Genomic DNA, 22,603 nt, shown 5'->3' with positions numbered 1-22,603 from the left:
TTATATTAGTTTACAATAACACCATATAATTTGGAATACTACTCTCAAATTCTTTAATTTCTATATCACGATAATAAATTTCTGCTGTTTCCGATTGAAATCCGATAATGCCTTCTTCCGGTGTTAAATTGAAAGCCATGTTAACAATATCCCCATTTAATTTATGAATGGTATATTCACCACCCATAACAATAATTTCACAGGTATTCCAAGTATCGTTTAATGCATTGTAATTTTTGGTTGGTGTTGCTAAATGTATCCAATTACTTTTGTCTTTAGGGATTCCACCATCGTTTGGAGCAAGAAAATGTTTACCATCTTTAGTAGAAAACCAATCATAACCTGCGCCTTTAGGTCTAATTAAATCGCCTGTATGATTTGTGTTGGTAAGATGATTGTATCTAATTTGATATTCTATTCCTGTAGGCCATACTTTGTCGTCGGATACATGATAATACACGCCAGCATCATATTGCCACCTATCAAAATTATTCGTTATTTTACGTCCCCATTTATACTCAAATCTCAAGATGTATTTACTATATGTTTTATTGGTATAAAACAAGCCATGCGTTGCATTTTCGCCTGTATTAAGATTTAAACTATCTGGCATATGCTTAAAGACATGTACCACACCATCTTCAATGGCAAAGACTTTTTTAACCATCTCTGCATCGCCATTTCTTAATTTAAGATGCCAACCATCCCAATTTTTACCGTTAAATAGAGGTTCAAATCTTTGGTTAGATTTAGCTTTAGATTGCGCATTAACAATCATAGTATTAAAAATCACGATTAAAACTAAAAGTATAGACCCGTTTAATTGTTTTATTTTCATTATAGTTTTAGTTAGTTGGTTAGCTAGTTTAGTTATTTGACGGTGATAATCTGTTTCTGTACAATTTCTGCTGAAGACTTTCCAATCTGAATCTCGTAACGACCAGGATTTACAACATATTTTTGTTTACTCACACCCCACCACTGCATATCGTTTATAGAAAAATGTAACTCTACTTGCTCCGTGTCACCTTTTGAAATAGAAACTCTTTTAAATGCTTTTAATTGACGAATTGGCTGATATACTTTAGAATCTAAGTTGGTAACGTATAGTTGAATCACATCATCGCCATCCATAACACCTGAGTTTTTCACATCTAAAACAGCCGTGACTTCTTTTTTATGCTGAGTGATTTTTAATCCTGAATAGTCAAAGGACGTATAACTTAGACCATACCCAAATGGATAGGTCACATTATTTTTCATATACATATATGTTCTTCCTTTACTGATTTCGTAATCTTCAAAATCTGGTAATTTATCAGGATCGGTGTAAAATGTAAGTGGAAGATGTCCTGAAGGATTCACTTTTCCTGTAATTAATTCAGCTAAAGCATAACCTCCTTCTTGCCCTGGAAACCATTGTAAAAGAATTGATGGCACGATGTCATTCAACTCAGATAACTGCACTACTGTTCCACCATTTAGTACAACTAACATATTAGGGTATATAGCTGCTAGTGCTTTAATTTCTTCCATCTGATCTTGTGGTAAAATAGAATTCATGCGATCATGAGATTCTTTAGACATTCTCCAAGTAAGTCCACCCACGTATATTAGTAATTTATCTTCTGGATGCTCTACAACAACAACCTCTTGGGGTTCCACCCATTTTAATAAGGCACGAGCAGGCTCTGCTTCTTCATTATAATATTCTACTTTTAAATTTACTGCTTTACCAGCTTCTAGAAAAACCCCTTGAGATTCTTCGTTATGCGGTGCTTTACTATGCCAATTATCTAATACTTTTTGATCGTTTATCCACACACGTGCACCGCTTAATGCCGCCATTGAAAAATAATGAAGTCCTGTACGATTGGGCGTTAATTCTGCAGTCCAACGTACCGAAAACGTAGGCTGTGGAATTTCTGGGTCTATATGGGCTAACGGTTTTGGCAAATCCAAATCGAAACCACGATCTGTTCTCACCGAAATAGGATGACCTTCGAGTTTAGTACCTGCAAAATATTCTCCTACTACACCTTTAGTCTCTGGCTTTCCAGGAACGTTTAAATTGCCTTCCGGAATGAATAACCACTTCCCGCCTAACTGACTTTTGATTTCAAATTGATTTCCTGCGATTTCTTGCATACCAAACATAGGCGTTGCAGCTATACCTGCGGCATTTCCGCTGTAAGCTCCAAAAGGCGCATCATTAACATAAGGTCCGGCAAAAAGAATAGATTTATACTTTTCTGGAGTTGCAGGAAGCACATTGTTTTTATTTTGCAGTAACACAGCACCCTCTCGTGCAATTTGTCTAGCAATAGCTAAATGTTTTTCTGAACCAACCACATCTGTTGATATTTTAGTATACGGATTATCTTCGTCTGAACGTAAAAGTCCTAATTTAATACGAGTAGCTAGACTACGAATAATCGCTTGATCTAAATCGGACTCTTTCATTAACCCTTGTTCTACGGCTTGCTTAGACCACTCTCTCTCGTTAATTTCTCTAGCTCTGTCCGATCCCGAATACACATCTACACCAGCAGTAATCATCATCATAGCAGCTTCTGGTCCATTTTTAGCATATTTATGTTGCTCTATCAAATGTCCTGGTACTCCAACATCGGTTACCACAGTTCCGTTAAATTCCCATTCATTGCGTAAAATATCCGTTAACAACCATGTATTTACGGAACACGGAATACCGTTTAAACCATTATAGGCTGTCATAATAGATTCTACATCTTCGCGAGCAATGACATCGCGATACGCTGGAAAATAATATTCTCGTAATGCACGCTCCGATACATTTGGACGCACATGCAAACGGTTATGTTCAGTATTATTTACAACAAAATGTTTTATAGTCGCTACAGTCTTTAAATAATTTGGATGATCTCCTTGCAATCCGTTTACAAAAGCAGATGCAAGTTCTGTGGTTAAAAAGGGATCTTCCCCATAGGTTTCTTCTGTACGTCCCCATCGTGGATCACGTGCCATATTTATAACTGGACTCCATAAAGTTAAACCGTGATATCGTTTTGCTTTATCTTCGACAGCATCTTTATTATTTAGAGCACGAGCTTCATCACTAATTGCGGTGGTCATGTCTTTTATTAAGGACGGATTCCAACCAGAAGCCATAGAAAGTGGTACTGGGAACTGCGTAGCTTCTCCACGACGCGCTACGCCATGCAATGCTTCATTCCACCAATGATGTTCCGGAATATCTAAACGCTCTATTGGCAAATTTGTCATTTCTATTAACCTGACTTTCTCCTCTAAAGTCATTTGTTTTATCAGGTTTTTCGCTTGCTTGGTTGCATGCTTATGAAGTGCTGTCCGATCTTGTGCTACACTGGTCTCCACCAAAAACATTGAAACACAACAAGCAGCTAATAGCATGTATTTTTTCATAACTGCTTTATTTATCTTTCTCTTTACCATTCTTTCAAAGTATACAGTACAAGGTCTTTAAGAATCGAATCTGCTTTTTTAATATTTAAAACGAACTAAAAAGCCTCATGACAACTTATATATTATTTATATTCACAATACTATCAATTATAAAATATAAAATATATAACTCATCATCCAAGACCTATAAATTATGATCTGTTTTTGGTATTGATAGAATTTTAAGGAAGTTACATAGCCTTTTATGAAAAAGGCTTCATAATTACTTATCTAAAGTAGTTATGAAGCCGTTTATAATTAAAATGTTAAAAATTATTTTAAAGCTTTAGATATTGCTGCTTTAACCATTGGTTCCATAATAAGATAACCGTCTACATTAGGATGTACGGTATCCCTCCCCAATTCCTGTTTTAAACCTTTTTCATTATTTACCATAGCTGTATAATAATCTAAATAGATTATCTTATTTCTCTTTGCATACGCTTTTAAAAGGGTATTCAGCTCGATAATTTTATCTGCTGGTTCTATAGACGGACTCCAAGAATAACTACTTGCTGGAAGTACAGATGCTAATATGACTTTAATATTATTAGCTTTTGCTAACTCTACCATTGAAAAAATATTACCTGCGATACGATCTAATTCTATATACCCTCTATTTCCTGCAATGTCGTTTGTACCGGCTGAAATCACGACCACTTTGGGTTTCAACTCAATCACATCTGGTCTAAAACGCAACAACATTTGTGCACTTGTTTGTCCGCTTATTCCTCTATTCACGTAATTTGGATTATCTTGAAAAAAAACAACATGATCCCTATCCCAATTATCGGTTATAGAATTCCCTATAAACACCACGCGATTTTCTTTTTTAATTGGTGCTTTTAATTCGGCATTAGCTTGACTGTAACGTTCTAAATTTGCCCAATCTTCAGTAAGCGTTAATTGTATTTTTAATACAGATACTTGTTCAAGCGGAGCTTTCTTTGGTAAAAATGCAGTTAATTTTCCATCAACTAATCTTATTTTTATCTTTTTATCGGGGTCTGAAAGTAATCTAGCTTCCCTTGGTTTAATAGCTCTATCTAAAACCAATTTACCATCTTCTGGCCATATAAAAATATGCGCTAACAAAAAACCGTCTTCGCCATCTTGTGTATAGGCTCCCCAATTTGGTTTTTCAAAAGGTATGGTTTGAGAGAATCCAATTCCCATATTTAAAATAAAGACTACGGTATACACTAAACTGATTTTGCAAATATTCGCCATTTCTATTTTTTCATATATTATTAAACTAAAACAGACAAACCGCTCTAAAACTGTTTGTCTGCTTCTTTATTTTCTAACAATAATTCCTATTACTTAGCCAACTCAATTTTCACTACAGAAACGGGGCTGTCTGGAGCCAACATTGGTACTTCTACAATAACTTCTCTAGAGGTACCTAAAGCTTTTAACTCTGTGTTTGGATCTGTTAATAGCGTTATTTTTTTGAACTTAATAGCTTTGTTTAGTTTTAACAATCCATCTTTAGGCCAATCGAAAACATGCGCATATATAACACCATCTTTTTGGGTGTAACGTCCCCATTTTGGTTTTTCGTATGGGCTTGCTGAAGCGCCATAAATAGCTTCTCCGTTCTTTTTAGTCCATTGTCCCATAGCATCTAAACGACGAATACTTTGCGCTGGGAATCTTCCAAAACCATCAGGTCCAATATTTAATAAGAAGTTACCACCTTTAGAAACGATGTCTACTAACTTTTCAATTAAATCCTCACTACTTTTCCAATTATTATCGTCTGGTTTGTAACCCCAAGTTCCATTCATGGTCATACACGCTTCCCAGTCAGAATCGATTCCTGTATCTGGAATTTCCTGTTCTGGTGTCCCAAAATCTCCTGCAAATTCTCCTGGCTTATTATTCATACCGTCCATTCCAGTACGTCCTTTATCTACTCTATTGTTTACAATAGTATTTGGTTGTATGTCACGGATAAAATCGTATAATTCTTTCCCCATTTCTGTAGTATAATCGGTAATCCAATCGCCATCAAACCATACCACTCCTATATCGCCATAATTGGTTAATAATTCTTTAACCTGAGGTTTCATATAGTTCTGAAAATACTTAGGAAATTCTGGATTTACAACAGAAGGGTCGTCATGTTGTGCAATGTTATAATTAGGATATAAGTTCCCTTGCGCTTGTGGGTGGTGCCAATCTACAATAGAATAGTACACACAAAATTTAATACCTTGTTTTTTACAAGCTTCAGATAATTCTTTTAGCACATCGCGTTTAAACGGTGCTGTATCCATTACATCGTATTTAGACACTTTAGAATCCCATAACGCAAACCCTTCGTGGTGTTTAGAGGTTATTACAATATACTTCATCCCTGCATCTTTAGCCATTTTAACCCATGCATCTGCATCGAATAATTGCGGGTTAAACATTTCTGGATATTTCTCATACTCTTCAACAGTATAATCTAATTTATCCATGGCCCATTCTGCGCCACCGCCTGCTATTTTTGAACCGCGTTCGCCTCCAATAATAGAGTATGCTCCCCAGTGAATAAACATCCCAAATTTGGCATCTCTCCACCATTCCATACGATCGTCGTCTGACAGCTTTTTCTTAAAACTTGCTTGCGCCATAGCCGATCCAAAATTTAACATGATCAATACTACCAGTAGAGTCATATTCCTTAACGTTTTCATTTTCATAGTTTGTTAATTTACTTTCAATTAATTTGTTCTTATTTTTATTGGTGTTTCGGTTTGATTTCTCATCACCACAAGATCCATTTCATCATCTGGATGTTCCACATTTATTCTGAAAAAATCTTGTACTGTTTTTACTGGTTGTCCGGCGGCCTGAAGAATAACATCTCCTTTCTTTATTCCTCCATTTTGTACAGCCGGACTTGGTTTCCAAATACGCAATACAATTACGCCTTCTGCCGTATTTAATCCGTAAGCCGATTGCTCTTGAGGTGAATCTACAGATTTTAACTGATTTCTTAACCAAGCCACAACAGGGCTACTCGTGTTTTCTGAAGGATCCTTAATAACGGGAACTTCTGGCGTTTTTGTAAGCGCCTTTAATTCTGGTTTTTGTACTCCAAATTTATCCATAGGAAAATTTGTAAAGCCCAATTTTAATGCTGGTGAGGTTTCTGCTACTGTAAAATCTAAATGCTCAGGATCTTTAAATTGCGGATCGCCATAAGCACTATGTAAATCGCGGTCGTAAATTTGAGACTTCATCATGGATTCTTCATTAGGAAAGAGGTTGTAATCTAACTCTTTTCCCCAACCTAATAACCCAACATCTTGATAAGCATTACCTACAATATTGTGCTTAAATACATCTTCACTATTGGCAAACCACACATGCGGATGTAAAGAATTATTCACCATGATATTATTTTCAACGACTCTATTAAATCCTTCACGTAATTTAAGTCCGCTATTTAACAGCAGATTATTATAAATATGATAATTTGAAGAACCATCGTCTAAATCTATATCCCAACCGTGATCGCAACGGAAGCGATTGTTTCTAATAATGGTTGTTTTTACAGCATCCCAAGTATACATATCTGGAATTTTGGTTGTAATACTATCCATAACACCGCGTTTTGGATGCCAAAACCGGTCACGACCCCAAGAATTAAACGATCCGTGATCGTGCGTTTCTAAAACCGTATTAAACACATCGTTAAATTGTAAAACATGGCCGCCCCAAGTACCGTCTCCAATATTAATTCCGGCTCTAGGCACATCGTAAATACTGTTATGACTCACAGTAATATCCATTGCAATGGCAATTTCTACACCTGCAGTTTGCTTTTCTATTCTACCAATGCGGTGAATTAAATTGTCTTCAACAATACAGTCTCTGGGGTATAATTCATTTTTGGATCCTGCTAGGGTATCCATATCTTTTAAATCTACAAACTGACCATAATTAAAAGAAGGAGAACGCACGGCAGACGGGTCGCCCACAAAGGATACAGCACTGGCACCATTATCGTGGATATGGTTACCTGTAACTTGAAGGCCTCTATTGTACTTACTTGCCATTATAACATTTCCGCCTAAATGTACAAATTCGTTATCCTGTACGATACAATTTTCAGTCCCTTCAAAAAACACAACACTTCCTCTGTAAATAGACCAATCACTACGTAATAAAGGTTCGTAATCTTCCATGATAGTACGTTTGGTATGCTGAAATGACATACCACTTATCTCAACATCTTTAACAGGTTCCTCTAGAGTTCCCACCACCTGAATTAAATCTTTTAGTACAGCCACTTCTATAGTAGAATCCTCTAAATTGGTGTTTTCTTTTGGCCAATAATATAATTTATGAGACGCTTTGTCTAAAAACCATTCTCCCGGACTGTCTAATTCTTCGAACACATTTTCTACCATTCTAAATTCTGCATGTGATCGCGAGCCTCTATTATTTTGTTGCCCGCCTTCTAAAATGGCTTCACCTTGCTCGTCTACACCAGTAATGGTGAAATGAAAACCGCCCCATTTTCCGCCATGAAGCGCGTGAAAATAAGCACCTTTTGGATTGCTCCAAGTTGCAATACGTTCTTTAGAAATCGCATCGGGAGCAGAACCATTCCAATACTGCGCATCTGCATCGTAGTTGGGATACCGCGCCAAAATCTGTGGTTCACCATTCACAACTAACTGGTCGAAATCTAAATGCTCTGGCACCGTACTTACAACGATATTGTCGTTAAACGCCTCCCATGTAGGGTGCAGGATTTCAGATCCTTTTATGCGTACCTCTTTGGGAGAAGTACCCGTAATTTTTAAACCATTTAAAGCTGGAGTAATTGTAATGGCTTGAGTCAAATAATAATCGCCAGGTTTTAATTTTATTTCGATTGGCAGTTCTGGGTTAAGACGTCTTAATTCATACGCATTTTCTACTGCAGCCTCTAAATCTTGAAACGGCAATGCTTGCGTTCCATTAGGCATTTCTACCTTGGTTTTAGAAACGTAAATAATTTTTTGTTCTTGATCTGACTCACACGAACTTAAAATACATATACAGTATAAAAATGTTAAAATCTGAAAAAATTTCATAAACATCTTGATTTAAACTGTTGATTTTCCTTTTAAATAGTGTAATGACTGTAAAAACTCGTCTGCTGCCAAAGTGGTTTCTATATAATATTTATCATCAGGTTGTCTTCCTTTATTGAAAAAACCATGTAACTGACCTTCATATAAATGAAGCTCACAACGTCCACCAACTGCTTCAATTTTCGCTTTATAATTTTCCATAGTACCATTAGGTATATGTTTATCCTTGGTGCCTTGAAAAATAAGTGTTGGAGGCACATCTTTAAAAATGTTATACATAGGTGAAATTTCGGTATAACGGTCTCCAATACGTTCATACCCATAACCTCCTGGCCCATTATCTATAACCGGATTATATAAAATTAAAGCTTGTGCCTTTGTACTTACTTTAAGGTCTTCTCCTGCTTCATCCAATCCTGGAAGCATTGCTGTTGCTGCAGCTAAATGTCCGCCAGCTGATGCTCCAGAAGCTATTATCTTATTTTTTTTAATATGAAAAGATTTTGCATGTGTTTTTAAAAAGCGCATTGCAGATTTCGCATCGGCTACAGCCTCAAACGGAGTAGTTCCATGTTTCTTTTTAACGCGGTAATCTACTAAAACGGTTACCATACCTCGAGAAGCAAAATACTCGGCTTGAGGTCTAAGCTGATCTACACTACCTCCAATCCATCCACCACCAAAAAAGAACACTAATGTAGGATATACACTATCTTTTTTAAATCCATTAGGTTTATACAAATCCATGGTTAAAGTATCATCTTCAATAATTTTATATACTACGTGTTCTGGAACGGGATATTCCAATGAGTTTTTAGAACATGAAATTTGAACAAATAATATTATAAAACAACTTATAGCAGATATTAATCTCATCTCTTTTTACTTATTTAATCTCAATATTATATCCGGCTGGATAGGTTTTAGCCTTCCCTTTTTTAAGGGAAATTTTCAAGGGTTTATCAGATGAATAAAAATATCTACCATCTTCGTATCTCAGTTCTGCTGAAACGTTTCCTTCAACTGCTTCTATACTGACATTATTCCATTGTAACAACTTTCCTTCACCTAAATATAGATATTCAAATTTACCATGTTTTTCTGAAGCTACTCCCAAAGTTCCTTGAAAGGTTAGCCCTTTAGTTGGTTTAAATGTTTTATTAGCAACTATAGCACTACAAATAATTTGTGTACTGTTTTTCGATTCGATTTTTAGACTCGATAAATCAGCATATTCTCCAAGCTTAGATATATTTTTTATTGATTTTTGTCCGCTTTCATAAGCCTCAAACACAGCAACAAACGGGTGACTTTTAGCATTTATCCCATTCTGACGTACAATTAGCGTTGGTGTAGATTGCGGACTTTTATTAATTTGTCCAGGTGTAATATCATCGCGTAAGGTTGTTGGTGGCGCATCTACCACATACAGCTCACGATTTTCTTGTCCTTGCATCCACATATTTACATGCAATTCTGGGGATACCGTATTAATATCCCAAGTGGCATTAAAATCGTCTGTATACTTTATCTTTTTTGGGTTATTAAAGAAACTGTAATTTTTATCGTATGCAGTACCTAAATTGCTAACAGCTTTCACTTCTAAAGGCGCATCTTTTGTATTTTTTAATGTTACCTGATGACCTAAATTATGATGAATATAATCGTTATTATCTTGGTCTGATCTAAACACGTCTACATAATATCCCGTAGTTTCAGAAGTGCGAATCATGGCTACAACACGACGTTTTTCGTCTGCTGAAACATCTGCGAACGATACATTTTTAGAAGTCACTTCTGTATTATAAAAACCGTCATCTACTGTTTTTGGATCCATAGCATTAACAGTAATATCTCCATTTTTATATCCAGGAATTATAGTGTTAGATCCTGTAATACCACGATGATAGCCTGCATCTGGTGACCAATACGATTCGTAAGCAGAAGCATCTGGCGCTAATGCCCAGCCTTTACCGTAAAACTGCATGGCTAATCCGTTTTTACTTAAATGAGATTGATAGCGTCCGCCGTATAATGTAAACATTAATCCGTTTTCCTCGTCATTTCCATTTCTTAAAATCATGTGTCTATGAAATTTTGAATACGCCGATCTGTGATAAGGTAATTCGCTTCCCGACTCAGGTAATGTTTGATTGAAAATAATATCTTGCCAATTCGATTTATTTCTATCGTATTGACCATTCTCTATATTTTTCTTGATCACCGTAGCCATGGTTTTCGCCGTTTTATCATCACCTTTCCAAGTCGAATAGGTTAATAACGATTCAAAAGCCGACATATTAAAAGCGCCACCACGCATATCGCCAAACACCACTAGATTTCCACGGGCGTCTAACCAGCCTAAATTAGCCAATGCTGCTTTTTCAATAATTGGATTTCCAGCGAGCGTATTCACTCCAGATTTATACAATTGCAATCCCATTTCTAATACTGTAGGAATCATTCCCGACGCATAGCCTGGTGATTCTGGCCACAATCCAGTTTCAGTATCATAATTTGCCATTATTTCTGGTAAACCCTCATAATGATCTCCCGATTTTTCAGTGTAAAACGGTATGTAATATTCGCGTCCTTTACCATCTTTATAAAATGAATTAGACTCTAACACCAACATACTTCCTAAAATGTTTTTATACCGGTTTACATTCCAGTTTCCTTTTTTACCACCACGTACCAATCCTATTTCTATAAAACGTTTAAACACTTCACTAGACACATCTACCGTAGTTTTATTTATTTCTTTTAAGTGCTTATGAGGATTAGCATTGAGATAATCATAAAGAAAATCGTATGTAATCGCCATAGGAATTTGTCGGTCGTCGTGAATCACTTCGTAATCGTAATAGCCTAAAATTCCGCCTGGCTCGTATCCTCCTGGTCCGCCGGCAGACTCTTCAGGATCTAAAGGTGGATTCATATAATAAGTTCCTAACATCCAAGTCCAAAAAATATCTGCTGAAAACTTCGCATATTTTTCATCTTGGGTCATATAATAAAGGAAAGCTGATTTTTCTGCCAATTTTAAAATCTCCATATTATTGGCACGAATCATATGCCCTGTTTCCTTATACGGAATTAACACTGGTGTTTTATCGGATTTAGAACGGCTAATGCCTAACATATCTCCAGATTCGTTATAAGGAATTCTATCTTCTAATGGCACATTTACATAATCGTTCCATTTACGCATACCTGGTAAACGCACTGTTGGAATGGGTGCATTTCCTTCACCATAATCCCAATCTTGTCCTTTAATGTAACATTGTGTAAAGTGTTCGCCGTCCTTCCAATACATCGCCAATCGCGATACAATCCATTCTGGATCTGTTGTATGACGATTTACATATGGCTCCACCTCTTCGACTAAAGCACTATACGATGCTTTTGCCCAATCTTCTGTTTCTATTTTTTGTTTTAAACCTACTCTTTCGTTGGTTTTTGCAAACAACCGTGGGTGTTCGGCCGTTTGTTGGGCCTGTATGGTTACGGTATTTAAACAGAATGTTATCGCTAAGGTTAATAAGACTGAAAATTTCATGGTATTATATGTTATCTTTCAAATTAATGTAAGGGTACGGTTTCGATATCTGGATTGTTTTTGGCTTCCAAATATTTCTGTAAGATTTCCTGGTCTAGTTCAGAACTATCGCCGTAGTGCGCTCTTAAATCTGCTAATTGTTTTTTAAGTTTCACAACCACATCGGCATAAGCAGGGTCGTTAATTACATTCGTCATTTCGTTCGGGTCTTTTTTACGGTCGTATAATTCCCATTCATCTACATCATAATAAAAATGTGCTAATTTATACTCTTGGGTAATAATGGCGTAATGTCTTTTTACCATATGAATTCCTGGATATTCATAATAGTGGTAATACACAGCATCTCTTGTCCATGCCTCATCGTTTCCTAATAACAATGGAATTAAACTTTCACCTTGCATATCTGATGGTGGTACTACATGAGCAGCTTCTAAAATGGTTTGTGCAAAATCTAAATTTTGTACCATTTCAGTATTTGTTGTTCCTGGTGTAATGACGTTTGGCCATTTGATAAGTAATGGAGTTTTAAAGGATTCGTCGTACACAAAACGCTTATCGAACCAACCGTGTTCTCCTAAATAAAATCCTTGGTCTGACGTGTAAACAATAATGGTGTTTTCGTCTAAACCGGTTTCATCTAAATAATCTAATAAACGTCCCACATTTTCATCAACCGAAGCAATACATCCTAAATAGTCTTGCATATAACGTTGGTAACGCCATTTCATTAATTCGGTTTCATTCATATTTGGATAGTTTTCCTTGAACTCCTCCATCATAGGTCTGTAAACCGAATCCCATACCGCACGTTGTTCTGGATTCATACGTCCAACTTCACGTTCAAACGCTTCTAAATCCCAACCCGACTTATCTGGAATGCCTAGTTCTGCCATCATTTCTGGGTATAGTTTAGAATCTCCAGCCCAGTTCATATGCTCTAACAAATTCATTTCTGCAGTTTTTGCCGCTGTGCCGCGCCCTTCATAATCATCAAATAAAGTTTCTGGCTCTACAAACGTCTTTTTAGTGTATTCCTTAAAATGTCTTGGCGCTGGCAACCACTCTCTGTGTGGTGCTTTTTGCATAGAGAATAACATAAACGGTTTATTTTCGTCGCGTCTGTTTTGTAACCAATCTAAAGTCATGTCCATAATAATATCGGTAACATAACCTTCTACGGTAATTTTTCCGTCGTTGGTATTAAAATCTGGATTATAATATTGTCCTTGACCCGGAAGAATTTTAAACTCGTCTATCCCTTTTGGATTGTTTCCGAAGTGTAATTTTCCAAACATCGCGGTTTGATAGCCTGCCTCTTGAAGTAATTGAGGGAACGTCATCTGCGACTCATCAAACGGAAATACATTATCCACTTTTCCATGAATATGAGTATGTTTTCCTGTTAAAATAGTTGCTCTTGAAGGCGCACAAATGGAATTCGAGACACAAGCATTGGTAAATAAAATACCTTCGTCTGCAATACGGTCTATATTTGGTGTCTGAATTAAATGGTCGCTATACGCGCTAATGGCTTGATAGGCGTGGTCATCGGACATCATAAAAATGATATTGGGACGCTCCTTAGGCAGTGTTTTTATTTCCTTTTTAACCTCTGGTTGTTGTTCTTCTTTAGATTTACATCCTAGAATGCTTAAACACAAGCAAACTACAACGTATTTTAACATGCTAACTTTATTTTTCATGACCTTTAGCGTTTATTCTTTAGTAATGTGCATAGCAAAACCATTATTACTGTCTATGCTAAGATTTAATTTTGATTGGTTTGTGATATCTTTCTCTTCAATCTTTACTTGAGTTCTGGTGTTTGCAGTCTCATCGTCTGTATACACTTTCGCCTTGTAAGATGCTCCTTCCTCTAAGAATGAAAAATCGAGAGTCACATCATGTGGTGTAACACCATTTATTCCGCCAACAAACCAATCGTTACCTTTTCTACGTGCTATAATTCCTAATTCTCCAATATCTGCTCGTAACACTTTAGTTTCGTCCCAAGTGGTGGGTACGGCGTTAAAAAATTCTAGTTCTGGCTCGTTACCAATGGTACGCGTATCGCCCCAAAGTCCATCGTCTTTAATTGGTGCTGATGGCGCTTTATCGTACCAGTATAAAAATTGTAGTGGACTAAAAATACAAACCGTTTTAGCCAATTGCGAGGCATGCGACCCCATTTTATCTACGCGACTGTTATAATAACACACCGTATTATCTGCGGCACCTGCTAAACTTCGGGTAAACATAGTAATTAAGGTATGTGCGTTTGGCACCGTTTCCTCATCGCCACGAATCCCTTCTTGAGTTAACAAATTAGGATACGTTCTAGAGAATCCTGTTGGTCTGTATTCATCATGAATATCTAATACCATTTCGTATTCTGCGGCTTTTTTTACGGCCTTGTGCATCCAAGCGGTTGCATCTTGGTCGCCCACCCGAACAAAACCATATTTTATGCCAGAAACACCCCATTTTTTTAAAACAGGTAAGACCTCGTCTAATTTATTTTCTAAAGCGAGACGGTTAACATAAAGCATAACCTTCACACCTTTTTCTGTAGCATATTTTGTAATGGCTTCAATGTCAAAAGGTCCTTTAGAGCGTTTCGGGTCTAAAGTAATAGTTGTAGCATCAGAGGCATTATCCATTTCATTACCATACCAACCCGCATCAAAATGCACATATTGCATATTATGACTTGCTACAAAATCGATAGCTGCCATACCTCCTTGCGTTGTTAAGGTCGTTTCACGAAGTACTTTTCCTGGCGTTATCCAAGAGTCGTCTGCTATTTCTGATGGCGGATTTAAATTCTGAATTAAATAATTATGTTCTAATAACTCGCCATGACTGTTCCCCATCATTACCACGCGCCAAGGCGATTGAAATGGTAAGGTTTTATGCACTTTAGCGCCATCGTTTTTGCGTTCGGAAATAACAGCTCCTGTAATAGTATCTTGTTTTTGTTCTCCCATTTTACCATCAAGGGTCGATACAATACTATACGGCGATGTTGTGCCTTTATTAAAACTCATTCGCCCATAATCTACCAAACGGGCTTCTGCCAATGCAATTTTAACCGTATCGTTTATCTCAATTACTAACGGACGTTCGGCACCTTCTTGTAAAGCTGAAATTGGAATTTTTTTGTACTCGCCTTGAGCCGTTAATACGCCTTTTTCACGTTTTGGGGTAGACCACAGCTCGTAATCGTTATCGAAATTATAATGCATGTTTTCATTTAAATCAATTTCGGTAAGGTTGCCTTGTTCAGGAATTTCGTAAGCTAAAGCCACACCTTCATTGTAAGCTCTAGCAATGATATTCACTTTTGCATCGCCTTGTTTTAAATATATTTTTATCTGATTATAATGGTCTGGAATCGTACTTAACTCATTAAATCTAGAGGTCCACGTTGTATTTACTGAAGTTGTTTCTATATTGTCAACCGTAACAGTTCCTTTGAAATTTAATTCTTCAGACATTAGTTCTAATACCGAACTTTGAATGACTTCATTCTGATTATAAAATACAGAAAAAGAGACATCGTTGTTATTTTCCCCTTCAAGAAACACCATCTTTTTAGTTGCATCTGGAGACGTAACTTCAATACTTGTTCTAGAATTATCGCATGAATACAATAACCCGCTCATTACAATAAACAAGCAGTAATAAGTTAAATTATGTATCAGTTTTTTATTCATTTACATTATATCTTATTTCGTTTAAATATTTAAAACAATTACGGCTAATGATTTAGCAGGTAGCGTTACGATTTGTTTCTCTCCGTCTTCAATCTGACATTCATAAGAATTAGGTAAATCGTTATCATTTTGGAGTAAAACAAAAATCTTATTATCATGTTTTACTGAAATTAATTCGTCCTTAGAATAATTTGCAATACGTTTAGAGCCTGGCACCAAATACTGACTCATAAATGCAAATACAGCATAGTCTGGATTATAAGTAACCGTTTTAGTGTTACGGTCTATATTTATTAATGAATTCTGTGCCCAATCCCAACCACTTTCTGTTGTTTCATTTAAAATCATGTTCCAATAGCAATAATTTGGAATGCCATAATTAAAGTATTGTGCTACTTCTTTTAAACGCGTTGCGGCCTGATCCCAAGTATTTTTTCCGTTAAAGCAATTTCCTTCTGTATGCATGGTGTTACCATTAGGATATAATGCATTCATATCTTGGATATATTTTGAAGACGTATACTGAATTCCAATACCATCAAACAAAGCTAAATTTTCTGGATTTGCAGCCAATTCTAAAGCGTCAATTCGGCCATGAACCCTAAAGGTTCCTGCCCAAATTTCTGTATTAATTTTATCGGCTTTAAATTGCGGACGCAAGTACGCCCCTACAAACTTACTCATTTGATTTACAGACATATCGTTAGATGGATATGCTGTATTTGCATCTGTTTCGTTTTGAACAATTAAACGATCTATCGTAATCCCTTTATCTTCGTAAGCTTTAATATATTTTGAGAAATATAACGCATAAGCTTTGTAGATTTTAGGCTCGTCTTTTAATTTATTTTTCTCAGGAAAATCTTTTCCTTGATCCATAAGTCCAGAATATTTCATCCATGCTGGTGGACTCCAAGGTGAAGCGAACAGTTTAAAATCTGGATTCTGCGCAATTGCATGCTTAATAAAAGGAATAACAGAAGCCTCTTCTCTTTTAATAGAAAAAGCCCTCATATTATAATCGTCTGCCTTTTCAGCATAACTATAAGCGTCAATTCCGAAATCACTAGATCCAACAGCTGTTCTACAAAACACTAATTGCGCTCCAGTATTTACATTAAATAAATTTTTCGCCACTTCAATTTGTTTATCTTTTGGTAAAACCATTAGAGCTTCACCTCCAATTTCATTGAAAGCACCTCCAAAACCTTCGAACGTTTGAAATTCTATATTTGGATATAATTTAATGGGATTTATTTTTTTATTCGTTGCTTTCTTTTGGGAGTCTTTATATTTTTCAACATCAATTTTACCATCTTTAATAGCTCCAGATAATTTTAAAAAATATACTTCTGCAGCGTGTTGTGCGTTTAATACCATGGCGTTACATAGTAATAATAAAACCAAAAAACACAAGCTTCTATGTCTTAAACCAAAATCTAAATTCTTAATATATCTACTCATTACTTTATCTATTTAACTGTTGCTACATCTGATTTTTAAATATGTTATTGGTCGTTCGCGTTATCACGCACCTAAACATGACTGCCGTCTAATAGTGCTTGATATTCCGATTCAAATTCTGTTTTCATCGTATTAAAAATGTCTGCTTTTTGAGCTGAAATATCTTCAGATTCAGCAATGTCATTTTTCAAATCAAACAACACGAAATCTGTGAGTTTAGCGCGTTTAATTTCGTCAATATTTCCGTCGTATAAATTATGAAGATTAGGTAAGGTTTCACCATCTAATTCTATACGCGCTATAATTTTATAATCGCCTTTACGCATGACTACACGACGGTCGTTAATTGCATCGTAAAATGCCCATGTTAAAGGTTTTTCGCGTTCAAAATTTCCCGATTTTAAAAGCGGCACAAAAGACTCGCCATCTAATTTTCTGTTAGGTAATTCTGCGCCTGCTAATTCGGCAAATGTTGGTAAGAAATCTAAGGCAGATATTACGGCATCGCTAGTTCCAGAATAGGTATCTTTTCCTATCGATTTTACAATACCTGGAACTCTAAACCCAGCTTCATTGGTCCATAATTTCATACCTTTTAAAGGTCCCGGTCTCCCGTAAGATTTTTTAGCACGCTCGTATCTCATAAAGGTTTCGGGCCCGTTATCTGAGCTAAACACGATTAAAGTATTGGTGATATTATGAGTTTCAAAATACTCTAATAATCGACCTACAGCTAAATCTACATTTTCTACATTGGCAAAAAATTCGGCCTCTTCATGATTTTTGGCTTTTGGTAAGTATTTCTGTACTAAATCTTCTGGAGAGGCAATAGGTTCATGAGGTTCGTGAAATGCAACTTCTAAGAAAAATGGTTTATTAGTATCTCTTTTATCTAACCAAGACATGGCTTCGTCTACAATAATCTGACTACTAAAACCTTCTATTTCGCCGACTTCTTCGCCGTTTCTCACAAAATTTCTTGGGTTTTTATGACTTGGCGCTGCATTATTGTGTGTTGCCATCCAATAATCGAAACCAAAATCGTTTGGTTGTGGTTGTGCGTCTGAATTAAATTGAGACGAACAATGCCATTTCCCCACTAAACAGGTTTCGTAACCTACAGATTTTAATACTTGAGGAATAGTCACTTCTTCGGCACGTAAGTGTACCAAATCTCTATTGTCTGCACTTTTTTTATACCCCGGAATAAAATCATAAATACCAGCCCGATTAGGACTTCTACCTGTTAACAAACCAGCGCGCGAAGATGAACATACCGGTGCCGTTGCATAGAAATCTGTAAGTTTAATTCCTGTTTCAGCTAATTTATCTAGGTTATGAGTTTCAATTACAGGATGCCCGAAAGTCGCCAAATCGCCATACCCTAAATCGTCGCACAGTAATACTACAATATTAGGTTGCCCAAATGCACTAACTGCTGTAGATGACTTGCTTTTTTCAACACCTTGAATTTTTCTAGCTTTACATCCTCCTAAAACACTACATAATATAAATGTTAATAAGATCAAACCTCTTCTTTTCATTTGCTTTTATTTTGCTGATTTAAAAAAATCATTAAAAAACACTAAATGATATTTTATGGAATTACTCCAATACGCATTGGTATGTCCGCCTGGACGCTCTATATAATCATGAGGAATATTACGCTCTAATAGTTTTTTATGAAGTCTTACATTAGCATCGTAAAAAAAATCGTCTACGCCACAATCAAATAGTATTTTAAGGTCTTTAGCTGTTAATAAGTGTGTCAGGTTAATCACAGAATTATTTTCCCAATGTTCTGGATACTCCGCATAAGTTCCTAAACGTTTTGAAATATCCCAATTATTAGGAAACGGTCTTAAATCTACTCCGCCACTCATACTCGCTGTTGCTCCCCAAACATCTTGATGCTTAAAAGCTAAATACAACGCGCCATGACCGCCCATACTATATCCTGTAATTGCTCGACCTGTTTTAGATGCTACGGTATTATAAGTTGCATCTATTTTTGAAACTAATTCTTTCGAGATATAAGTTTCGTATTTCATTTTAGAATCTATCGGACTGTCCAAATACCAACTGGTTTTATCGGCATCTGGGCAAACCATAATCATGTTATACATATCTGCATAGGTTCTAATGGCTGGAGCTTTACCTAACCATGATGTATGGTTTCCTCCAGCCCCATGTAATAAGTATACAACATGATATGCCGCACCCTGTTTAGAATAGTTATCGGGTGTAATGACTACATTTTTTATATCCTTATTCATTGATGCACTAAAAACCACAAGTGTATCTACCCGAAATGCAAAGACATTGCAAGACAGAAATATTAAAAGGATATGAATTAGTTTTTTATGCATTTTTATGAACTTGACTATTCAATAATTATTCTGATTTGAATCTTATTTTTAATGCTGAATCAGTTTAATACCACCAATTATATTTTCTTTTTTAGCATGATATCTTCAACCTCTTCTAGTGTTTTCCCTTTAGTTTCTGGCATCATAAACGCTACAAATAATAATTGGAAAAGCATCATTACAGCAAACACAAGAAACACAGCACCGCCTCCAACTAATTTTAATAAGAAAGGGAATAATGAAGGGATAAGTGCGGCCAAAATCCAGTGTACAGAACTTCCGAAGGCTTGACCAGATGCTCGGAGATGATTTGGAAAAATTTCTGAAACAAACACCCATATAACAGCCCCTTGACCAACGGCATGTGCTGCTATAAATAAAAATAAGAAAAAAGGTACAGCCATTCCTGACCATTCTAATAAAAAGGCAGCTGCTAGAAGACTTAACGAAATAATATATCCTAAAGACCCGATATACATTAATGTTTTTCGACCTAATTTATCAATTAAGAATACCCCTAATAATGTGAAAATTAGATTTGTTACCCCTAAACCTATACTATTTAATAAAGCAGAACTTTCTCCTAATCCTGCTGCTTCAAAAATTCTTGGCGCATAATATAACACCGCATTAATTCCTGAAAACTGATTAAAAAATGCAATAAAGAAAGCTAGCAGTAATGGAAATCTATATTTTTTAATAAAAATAGTTTCGGTTTTATCACTACTTTCAGAATGTGAGTTAAACTCCAGAACTTGTGCATTAATATCTGCATCTGGGTCTATGAGTTGTAATACCTCTCTTGCCTCTGCTTCTCGAGATTGAGATAATAACCAACGTGGACTTTTTGGTAATTTTAAAGCAAATAAAATATATAAAATTGCAGGAATGGCTTCTACACCTAACATCCATCGCCAAGCATTTTCGCCTATATCACTTAATAAGTAGTTTGATAAATAAGCAATCATAATACCAAATACAATATTGAATTGATACATCGCCACTAAACGTCCGCGTTCTTTAGCTGGAGCAATTTCAGAAATATAAGCAGGAGCAGCAATTGTAGAAGCACCAACCCCTAATCCGCCTATAAAACGCATAAAAGCAAACACATAGGGGTCGTTAGACAAGGCAGACCCTATAGCCGAAATGGCAAACAATAATCCGATGACAATTAACGTATTTTTACGGCCGTATTTATTCGTTGGAAACCCTCCAAAAATAGCACCAACTACAGTTCCCCAAAGTGCCATACCCATAACTACAGCGCCATGAAACGCTTCAGACGAGCCCCATAAGGCTTGTAATTTTTTATCTGCTCCAGAAATTACAACCACATCAAACCCGAATAAGAATCCGGCAAGTGCTGCGGTTATAGACCATAATATTATTTTTTTGTTCATTGTGTTTAAGTATAAAGTCAGGCCTACAGCCTTTTAGTTAGTGTTTAAATTAGTTTTTATTTATAGGAATTACCATATTCCAAGTTTTTGTTCCATTTCCAAACCCGCCAGGACCATCCATAGTTGCAAAAAAGATATGTGTTGGCTCACCATCTTCTACTAATACAAACGGACGCTCTAATTGTCCTTGCTTTATGGTTTTTCCGTTATCCCAAGTAACTGTTTTAGTATAGGCTTTCGAGTTTTTATCAACTTCCCAATGGATACCATCCTTAGAGTGCGCTAAAAGTCCATCGCCAGCACCTCCTGTAATTGCCCCACGCTGATCTTTAGCAACCATATGAAATCCGGTAGTATCGCTCCACATATGTGGGTCTTCTACCTCTCCAAAATGTTCTAGAGAAAACAAAGGTTTGTCTCCCTTAACTGTGTAAGGCCCGTTGTAAGACGGAGCTGTTGCTACGCCTATACTCATATCGGCATTAGTGATGCCATCTGCTTTATAATCGCGACCTTTAAAAAGTAAAACTACAGAACCGTCTGCTTTAATTAAAGGTGACGGATTAGACGTTAAAAAGCTATAGAAGGAATTGGGTTTAACATCTAGTATCGGCGCCTCTAAACGTGTCCATGGACCATTAGGACTTTTAGACGTCGCCATCCCGATACGTTTTCCCCAACGCGCTGCGATACACCATTTACTTTTTAAATCGAATGCATTTACATTTTCTGAAGTTACACCCTCGAAAGGATGTGTAGACCCCATATAATATAAAATATAGGTGTCGTTGTATTTAACAATTTTAGGATTGTGAGTAGAACGTCCATCCCAATATTGAGTACCACGGGCTTTAAGTGCGACATCTTGAAATGTATATGGCCCTTCTGGAGTTTTAGACGTGGCATGTACAATTTCTGAAGCAATCATCCAACCAGGATGGAAAGGTAAAAATTTTGGACAACGCGATGCATACATATGATAGATGCCATCGTCCCCCTTAATTACCGAGCTACCCCAAACCCAATAGTCTTCCATTTGGAAACCGCCATCAACGGGTGCTTGTCCAAGATTTTTGCTTATTACATTTTGTGCATGCAATACATAAGTACACATAGATACAATTATAAATAAGATATATGTTCTTAGTATTTTCATATATTAAATTGAACTATTATTTTAGAGTTTTTAGGTGTTTAAAAAATTCATCCAATTTGATTTTTTATCGCCTTGGATGAATTTTAAACCAATTCTAACACATCTTAAGAATTAACTACGTTCTTAAGACTTAATAAACAATAACTACTGCAATCTAATTGTTGTTTTGTTTTTCTTGAATAAATTATCGTTCATTTACTATAACACAGCAACCATTTTTAATGTTTTTTACTAGTGATTACGTAGTTTTTGAATATTTTCACATTTAAGCATCAATTATATTTTATGGGTAAAGTATATAGAGTTATACATAATTTTAGATTACAGAAAACACTAAAATGACAGAGTCCTTTTTACATGGAGAATGTTGTTAATGCCTATATACTTTTA

The 22,603-nt window shown here is 36.1% G+C and carries 14 protein-coding genes; all 14 read right to left on the bottom strand.

Annotation, left to right across the window (positions count from 1 at the left end):
• Positions 1–10: 10 nt before the first annotated feature.
• Positions 11–838 carry a 3-keto-disaccharide hydrolase gene (locus tag FNB79_RS09995; RefSeq protein WP_143381169.1) on the bottom strand — a complete coding sequence of 276 codons (828 nt, stop codon included), beginning with the start codon at positions 836–838 and terminating at the stop codon, positions 11–13.
• A 32-nt stretch (positions 839–870) separates the two neighbouring features.
• Positions 871–3,423, bottom strand: coding sequence for a beta-glucosidase (locus FNB79_RS09990; RefSeq protein ID WP_185967753.1), 2,553 nt, complete (start codon positions 3,421–3,423; stop codon positions 871–873).
• 312 nt (positions 3,424–3,735) lie between these two features.
• Entirely contained in the window at positions 3,736–4,692 is a 957-nt protein-coding gene (locus tag FNB79_RS09985; protein ID WP_246073260.1) for an SGNH/GDSL hydrolase family protein, read from the bottom strand.
• Between the two features lie 89 nt (positions 4,693–4,781).
• On the bottom strand, positions 4,782–6,149 hold the full coding sequence (locus tag FNB79_RS09980; RefSeq protein WP_143381167.1) for an alpha-L-fucosidase: 1,368 nt from the start codon (positions 6,147–6,149) through the stop codon (positions 4,782–4,784).
• Between the two features lie 27 nt (positions 6,150–6,176).
• The gene (locus FNB79_RS09975; RefSeq protein WP_143381166.1) at positions 6,177–8,543 is read right to left on the bottom strand and encodes a PDZ domain-containing protein; all 2,367 of its coding nucleotides are present in this window, start codon (positions 8,541–8,543) and stop codon (positions 6,177–6,179) included.
• 12 nt (positions 8,544–8,555) lie between these two features.
• Positions 8,556–9,419, bottom strand: a complete 864-nt coding sequence (locus FNB79_RS09970; protein WP_143381165.1) for an alpha/beta hydrolase — start codon at positions 9,417–9,419, stop codon at positions 8,556–8,558.
• Positions 9,420–9,429: 10 nt separating this feature from the next.
• Complete coding sequence (locus FNB79_RS09965) at positions 9,430–12,102, bottom strand: hypothetical protein (protein ID WP_143381164.1); 2,673 nt, start codon at positions 12,100–12,102, stop codon at positions 9,430–9,432.
• Positions 12,103–12,125: 23 nt separating this feature from the next.
• Entirely contained in the window at positions 12,126–13,808 is a 1,683-nt protein-coding gene (locus FNB79_RS09960; protein ID WP_143381163.1) for a sulfatase family protein, read from the bottom strand.
• A gap of 12 nt (positions 13,809–13,820) precedes the next feature.
• Entirely contained in the window at positions 13,821–15,821 is a 2,001-nt protein-coding gene (locus tag FNB79_RS09955) for a glycoside hydrolase family 97 protein (protein WP_143381162.1), read from the bottom strand.
• A gap of 21 nt (positions 15,822–15,842) precedes the next feature.
• Positions 15,843–17,285, bottom strand: coding sequence for a glycoside hydrolase family 30 protein (locus FNB79_RS09950; protein ID WP_143381161.1), 1,443 nt, complete (start codon positions 17,283–17,285; stop codon positions 15,843–15,845).
• Between the two features lie 71 nt (positions 17,286–17,356).
• Positions 17,357–18,829: a sulfatase-like hydrolase/transferase gene (locus FNB79_RS09945; RefSeq protein ID WP_143381160.1), complete on the bottom strand. Its 1,473-nt coding sequence runs from the start codon at positions 18,827–18,829 to the stop codon at positions 17,357–17,359.
• A gap of 6 nt (positions 18,830–18,835) precedes the next feature.
• Complete coding sequence (locus FNB79_RS09940; RefSeq protein ID WP_143381159.1) at positions 18,836–19,654, bottom strand: alpha/beta hydrolase; 819 nt, start codon at positions 19,652–19,654, stop codon at positions 18,836–18,838.
• Positions 19,655–19,731: 77 nt separating this feature from the next.
• Entirely contained in the window at positions 19,732–21,057 is a 1,326-nt protein-coding gene (locus tag FNB79_RS09935) for a sugar porter family MFS transporter (protein ID WP_143381158.1), read from the bottom strand.
• 49 nt (positions 21,058–21,106) lie between these two features.
• A complete protein-coding gene (locus FNB79_RS09930) occupies positions 21,107–22,213 on the bottom strand; it encodes a glycoside hydrolase family protein (RefSeq protein ID WP_143381157.1) in 1,107 nt (368 codons plus the stop codon).
• Positions 22,214–22,603 lie beyond the last annotated feature (390 nt).

Origin of the sequence: Formosa sediminum (assembly GCF_007197735.1) — a bacterium.
GTDB classification, from domain to species: Bacteria; Bacteroidota; Bacteroidia; order Flavobacteriales; family Flavobacteriaceae; genus Formosa; species Formosa sediminum.
Note: the sequence above shows the minus strand (reverse complement) of the source record. Positions and strands in the feature narration are given on the sequence as shown.